Source organism: Leifsonia sp. KNZ12-8B (assembly GCF_056755495.1).
On sequence record NZ_JBPGXM010000165.1, the window covers coordinates 1 to 7,011 of the forward strand.

At 68.8% G+C, this 7,011-nt stretch carries 4 protein-coding genes and 1 pseudogene; all 5 read right to left on the reverse strand.

Annotation, left to right across the window (positions count from 1 at the left end; all coding sequences use genetic code 11):
- Positions 1-1,376: pseudogene (locus ACR9ZG_RS17180) on the reverse strand (hypothetical protein); the annotation flags it as partial.
- A gap of 364 nt (positions 1,377-1,740) precedes the next feature.
- Positions 1,741-3,042 carry a hypothetical protein gene (locus ACR9ZG_RS17185; RefSeq protein ID WP_481286062.1) on the reverse strand — a complete coding sequence of 434 codons (1,302 nt, stop codon included), beginning with the start codon at positions 3,040-3,042 and terminating at the stop codon, positions 1,741-1,743.
- Entirely contained in the window at positions 3,043-3,399 is a 357-nt protein-coding gene (locus ACR9ZG_RS17190) for a hypothetical protein (RefSeq protein ID WP_481286063.1), read from the reverse strand.
- Between the two features lie 17 nt (positions 3,400-3,416).
- Positions 3,417-4,571 (reverse strand): lysyl oxidase family protein, encoded by a 1,155-nt coding sequence (locus tag ACR9ZG_RS17195; protein WP_481286064.1) that lies wholly within the window; start codon positions 4,569-4,571, stop codon positions 3,417-3,419.
- A 264-nt stretch (positions 4,572-4,835) separates the two neighbouring features.
- A partial coding sequence (locus ACR9ZG_RS17200) for a VaFE repeat-containing surface-anchored protein (RefSeq protein WP_481286065.1) occupies positions 4,836-7,011 on the reverse strand: 2,176 nt, incomplete at its 5' end.

Genomic DNA, 7,011 nt, shown 5'->3' on the forward strand with positions numbered 1-7,011 from the left:
GCGCCGCTCTGTGCGCCTCCCGCGATTCCGCCGCCCGCGCCGCCACGAGATGCCACCGGGGCAGCACCGCCGCCACCACCGCCGCCGTCGTCACCGCCGGGGAGATTGTTCGAGACACCGCCGCCGCCTCCGTACGAACCGCCGCCGCCACCGCCGCTGCCCTCGTTCATGGAGTCGTAGGTCAGGGTGCCGGACTGCCCGCCCGGCACTCCGTCACCACCGTTGCCGACGCTGCGGACACCACCACCACCGCCACCGGCCGTGGGGTAGTTCTCCACGATGACGCCGCTCTGCTTGACGTTGAGGGTCACCGACGCGCCGGAACCGCCGCCGTCGGTGCCACCGCCGGCACCGGAGCCGTTGGCGCCGCCGCCACCACCACCGCCCACGACGCCGCCACCGCCGCCTGCGGCGCCGGAGCCGTCGTGGAGCGCCTCCACGGCGGTGCCCCGTGGGCTGATCGTCGCCTTCCCGCCGTCCGCACCGGCTGCGCTGGTGATGCTGCCGGAGTCGGCGCCGCTCTGTGCGCCTCCCGCGATTCCGCCGCCCGCGCCGCCACGAGATGCCACCGGGGCAGCACCGCCGCCACCGTCGACTCCGCCGCCGGCGTTGCCGCCCTTTCCGTCCCACTCGTAGCGCGTGTACGCGTCGAGGTCTCCCCAGGTGAGGAAGTTCGTGCCGTTGGAGCCGCGGCCCGCCGTCTGTCCCTGTCCGGTCGAGCGCGCGGCGACGACCTGCTTGGTGGGCGCCTTGTCCGTCGCGAATCCCGCCCCCGACGCGTCGATGTTCGCGTTGAGCTGCAGATTCTGCCCCGCCATCGAGATCACTCCACCGGTGGTGCCGTTCCAGGCGAGCGCCTTGACGTCGCTCGTGACGGTCGTGGTCCCGGTGTCGGTGTAGGTGCGGACGAGCTGCACCTTCTCCGTCGATGGGCTGTAGGACTTCGTGACCGCCGCCAACGTGATCGTGCTGCCGGAGATCGCCGTGATCGTCGTGCTGTCGAAGTTGCCGAAGTTGGAGCCGGGAACAGCAGGCGACACTCCGGTCATCTGAATCAGCAGCACGGCGTCGCCGACCTTGAACGCGGTCCCCGCGCCGGTGATCGAGCCCGTGACGGTGACGTTCGTGCCGGACACGGCGGAGACCGCCTGGTACGAGTTGAGGACGCCGGAGACGGAGGTGGCGGCCTCGGCCGCCGGCACCGGGACGAACAACTGGTCGGAGACGATCCCTCCGCTCAGGACGACGCCGCACGCCAGGGTCATCCCCAGCGAGCGACGCAGCCAGGCGTCGGCGAGCCGGGAGGGGAAGCCCGCGCGGCGAGCTCGGGTCTTCGGGGATTCCGGGCCGAGGTGGCTCGGGTCTGTCGGTTTCATGTCGTTGCTCTCTGGACTGCATGCGGGAGGACGCGGAGCCGGGTGCCGGCGCACCGGGTCCGACATCGGGCACCCTGATCGGGCAGGGTCCGAATGAGCGTACGGTCGCAGACCCGCGTGGATCCGGGCTTTCGGAAGGCTTACGCGTCGGCCGGCGCCCGGCTAAGCGCCGCTCGGACGGACGCCTACGCACCCGCACAGCGACTACGCGTCGGATGCGCGCCAGGACGCAGATCGGGCCGGTCCCGCGCGCAATCCCGGCCGTGACACCCGGACGGGGGTACCCCACTCGGCGCAGAGCGGCCGGTTTGGCCCCGTACGGGTGCCGCACCGGGTGACGGCGTACACGCCGTCGGCGTAGCCGTCAGGCGGACGCGCCCGGCCCGCCGAACAGAAGGTACAGCCCGGCATAGGTGTACAGCACCATGACGAACAGGAGCGGCAGCTGCCCTCGTATGCGGCGATGGGACGGCAGCGTCTGCAGCGCGCGGTCGTGCGCCGAGATCGCGCCCACGACGTGCCCCATGACGATCGCGATCACCTTGAGCGAGGCGAGCAGGGTCACCTGATACGACAGCCAGTAGTCGACCTCCCACGACCGCGTCCCGAACAGGTCGGATCCGGTGGAGAGGGGGTCGCTCGCGTAGATCAGGGTCTGCTGCCCGACCTCCACGAAGTACGAGAGGTAGTGCGCGGCGAAGTACCCGACGATGATCGGCACCAGCGAGTGAGCGAGGTGCCCCGGGCGAAAGCCGGTCGCCAGCGCGAACGCGCCGCCGACCGCCGCGCACGTCGCGACCAGCGCGACCGAGTTCAGCGTGAACGTGTCGAGGGCCATCGACTGTGCGAAGTTCACCCAACCGCTGGACGAGTGGAGGCTGTCGAAGGCCGTGCTCCCGAGCAGGACGGCGACCACGGCGACCAGCCCTGCGTCGACCGGTGTGCTCGCGAGGTTGCGCAGCGGATTGCGCAGCGTGAGCGTCCCGGAATCATCGCGCCCCCACGGCGACAGCCGCCCGACCAGCGTCGAGAACACCTCGAACGGATCCACCCGCTCCAGCCACCGCGTTCCGAAGAGGGAGGCTCCGACGAAGGTCACGAGCAGGTACACGGTGAACCACAGATTCACGACCACCAGAGACGTCCCGTTCGGCACGACGAGCTCCAGCCACACGAAGGCGAACAGCCCGACTGCGGCGGGCCAGTACCCCAGCCGCCGCGGGTAAGGCACCGAACCCTCCGCCGGATCGGCACCGGAGACCTTCGACACGAGCAGGTGCAGCGTCCGCACCGGGCTCACCGCGCGGAAGAACGGCCCGAGCAGCAGGGAGGCGGGCCCGATCCCGACCCACAGCCACACGTACACGATCCCGAACACGGGGTTGGTCAGGTTGTCCCGTCCGAGCACCGCGGCCGTCGCGGCGAAAAGGAACATCGCGAGTCCGGCCACGCGCAGCGTCCACCGCGTCACCGGGTTGTCCACCACCCTCGTGAGCCTCGCCAGCCTCAGCCGCCACCTGCCTGGGGTGTCGGCGAACTTCGGCCGCCGCCAGGCAAAGACGAGCACCATGAACGACACGGCCAGCGCTGCAGCTCCGCCCCCGATCGCGAGCTCCGGCGGGATCGGCAGGTCGGCGCCGCCGCCGAGCCCGTGCGCCCGCAGCACTCACTCCACCTCGACCCGGGCGATGACCGTGTCGCTGGCATGGTCCTCGATCTCTACGACCCCTGGCACGTCGAACCGCAACTCGTGCGTGGACGATCCGGCGGGGAACTCGACGTGCTGCTCCGGCTTGGAGTGCACATGCAGCTCACCCGCTGCGTCCGCCTCCACGACGATGGTCAGCGTGTCGCCGCGTCGCAGCTCCAACTGCTCGCCCTGTGGACGCGCCTGCCCGTCGGTGAGGTGGACATGGAGGGTCCACCCCGAGGTGTCCTCGGCCGGCCCGGGTGCCGTGGCACCGCACCCGCTCAGGGCCGCGATGGCCAGCACCCCGGTGACGGCGACGGCGATCAGACGCACGATGACTCCTCTCCGGCCTACTCGGGCGCCTGGTAGTCGACCGGGAACTCGGCGACATTGTTCGTGTAATCGGACTCGAGGAGGCGGTGCTCCGGGTTCACCGTGATGCGCACCCAGTACTTCCCCGAGGGCAGGTCGGTGACGTCGATCCACTGGTCCGGCAGCTGCGGACCGTAGTAGTCGCTCCAGCCCGCATTGATCCCCTGCTCCTTCGCGTTGCACTCCAGCGGCGGGAGATCGAGGAACAGGTCTCCATCGGCGCGTTTCGGCGCCTTCCCCTTACCCTTGGCCGGGACGATGTCGGTCAGGCAGAAGCTGACCTTCTCCCCCGAGCGCAGCACCGTCTTGCGGTCTTCGGCCACGAGCTCGTACTTCTCGAAGTCACCGAAGTGGAAGTGGTGGTGACTCGGGTGATACTCGAACGTTCCCGCCTCGTTCACGTATACGGCGCCGTCGCCGTACACCCGCTGCTGCACCGCCCGTCCATCCGCGAGCGGCTTGACCGGCTCCGCCATCAGATGCAGGAGGCCGCCCAGATTCGCGTTCGAGCTCGCGAACCGCAGCAGCACCCGGCCGGGCTTCTCCGTGGTATCGACGAACGTGGTGGTGGGCGCCGGATAGATGCTCTCGTCGTAGCCCGTCGCGGTCAGGATCGGCTTCAGGTCGGGCAGCTTCACGCCAGGACACTCCTCGAGCTGTGGGCACAGCCGGTAGGAGGCGACCGGGATCGCGAGGGTCGACCCGAGCTTCGCCGTGAACCTCTGCTCCAGCTGCGAGTCGGTCGCGCCGTTCGGCAGCTCGGCCGGTCCCTCCATCACAGGCGTCACGTGCAGCTGCACGCTCTCGTGCCCGGGTGTCACGTACTCGATCGGCGGGAACCGGAAGATACCGTCCTTGTCCGACTTCACGGAGGTGAGCGGCAGCGGACCGGTGGAGTACGCGCTCACCTTCCAGCGGTCGAGCGCCGGCTCATCCGGGTCGTGCTTGCCATTGCCGTTGCGGTCGGCGAAGACGAAGCCGGCGACACCACCGGCCTTCGGCGGTTTCACCTCTGGGGTGGCGTAGGTCTGCGACGCCTGCACCACCTGAAAGCCCGCGATCGTCGCGACGACGGCGAGGACGATCGACAGCGCGACGACAAGCCTCGTTCGTTGCCGTCCAGGGTTCTTCATCTGTTCTTTCCGTTCCTCATGTCCTTGCGTGGGCGACGGTAACGCGCCCGCCGCGTCGTTCGGCTGAGTGCGCGATCGAATTGCGCGAGCGAGCAGCCAGCGTCACGGACTATGCCGCCGTCCGTCGGTGGTCTGGTCGGCCCACGTGCGTGTTCGGTGGACACAGGAGTGGGGGGGGGGCCGGGGGGGGGGGGCCCCCGGGGGGGGGGGGGCGCACGCCGCGGGGGGGGCGCCCGGTCCGGGGCCCCCCCGCACTCAGATGGGTCAGGCCGAGGCCGTCTCCCGCTCACCCTGTCGGCGAGTGTTGCGCAGCCGGAGCAGGAGGTAGACCCCTGCACCCAGCAGCAGCACCACCACACCAGCGGACCCGTACTGCCACCCCGCACCAGCCCCGGTGAACGGCAACACGATCGAGGCAGGGTCGGTGATCGTCAATTGATTCGCGTCCACCTTCGCCTCCGGATGGAACGACGCCTGCGCAATCGTGATCGTCTTCCCCGCGTCCACGCTGAACTGGATCGGCTCCGCCAACAGGGCATGCTTGGTCGGGGCGACCATCTCCACCAACGCGTACTGCGTCCCCGCCACCAACCCGGACAACCGCACCGTCCCCGCCGGCACCGACGCATCCGAGGTGAACGTCAACGCCCACCCGGTGTGCTTCGACTGGACCTGCTGATACGCGGCGATGTTCGCCGGGTTCACCCGATACCAGACCCCCGCCACCGGCGCCACCGTATCCGGCACCACAACCCGCGCCTGCGCATCCAACCCGCTGAACGGGAACACCAGGAACGCCGCACCATTCAGCGGCACATTCGTGCCCCCATCGGAACCGACCTTCACCACATCCACCGGCATCGCGACATCCTTCACCGTGATCGTCTGATCACTCAACGACACATTCGGATCAGAAGACAGCAGCGCCAGCGTTCCATCCGCCGCGACCGTGAACCGCACCGGGTTCGCCAACGCGTAATACCCGGCAGGAGCCTGCGTCTCCTTCAACTGATACGTCCCCGCCGGAAGACTCGCGATGCTGAACACACCCGCCGCCGTCTGCGTGAACCCCGGCAACCCGGTACAGATGATCTGCGCCAACACCTCCTGACACAACCCGAACGACGCACCATCGATCAACCGACCCGTCTCATCCACCTTGTTCACCATCAACGGCTTCACCTGCAACGACACCGTCTGATTCGAATCGGTGATGTCCTCATGCGTCGCAATCAGCGTCGCACCCGACAACACCCGCTCGAACGCCACCAACGCCTTCCCGCCATACCCGGAGGGCACCGCGAAGTCCAACGCCACCGTCCCGGATCCGGTCGAGGACGCCGTGAAGGTCTTCGAGGCCGTGATCGGCGTCGCCGACGCCGACCCCTTGTCCCACAGGGTGCCGTTCACCGTGTATGCCGCATTCGGCACCAGATTCGTATACGTCACCGTGTCCGTGATCGTGCCACCCGAGGCGGTCAACGTGTGATCACCATCCGCCTTATCCACAGCGACGGTACCGATATCCGGCACCGACACCGTCTGCGCCGCATCCGCCAGATCCTCATGCGAGACCACTGCCGTGTTGCCCGCGTCATAGACGGTCTCGAACGCCACCAGCGACGCACCCGCATACCCGGCGGGCACCGTGAACACCACATCCACCGTGCCCGATCCGGACGCATCCGCGGTGAACGTCGTGTTCGCCGTGATCGAGGTCGCCTTCGCCGTCGCCTTATCCCACAGGGTGCCCTTCGCCGTGTACGACGCACCCGGCGTCAAACCCGTGTACGTCAACGTGTCACGCACCGTCCCACCCGATTGCAGGAGGACGTGGTCGCCATCCAGCGCGTCCGTCGCCGTCGTCGACAACGACGGAACGAGCTGCAAACGGCTCACACACGGCAGACCCATGCCGCCCGTGCCTGCACCACCGGTCAGGAGCGAGTTCTTCGGGTTCGTGATGCGGCTGCCACCGGAACCACCCGAGATGTTGATCGTGGCGTTCGGAACACTGGTCGCCGGGCACGAGGTCGAGACGTTCGACGTCTCGAGCCAGACACCACCGCCACCGCCACCGCCGCCGGGCACGCCACCGTGATAGCGGTTCGCGGTCGGGGTGCCCCCCACGCCGCCCACCGCCGAGATCGTCACCGGCGTGCTCAGCGTGACCGCCGTGATACGCATCTGACCGCCTGCGCCGCCTCCGGAGCCGGAGTGCGCCCCTCCGCCGGGCGGGTTCAGTCCCGTCGCACCATTCGACCTGATCTCCTTGCCAGCGGCCGCCGAGATGGAGTCGTAGCTCACGACGACGATGCCGCCGCCCGACCCGCCCATGGTGCTGCCGGTCTCACTGGAACCCCGCCCGCCGGCGCCACCCATCATCAGGCGCGGATTCGTCGCGTTCAAGTAGTGCCGGTCCTGTCTCTTATACACATCT

Coding starts and splice junctions, on each gene's coding strand:
- ACR9ZG_RS17195 (WP_481286064.1), bottom strand. CDS start 4,571: ATGAAGAACCCTGGACGGCAACGAACGAGGCTTGTCGTCGCGCTGTCG.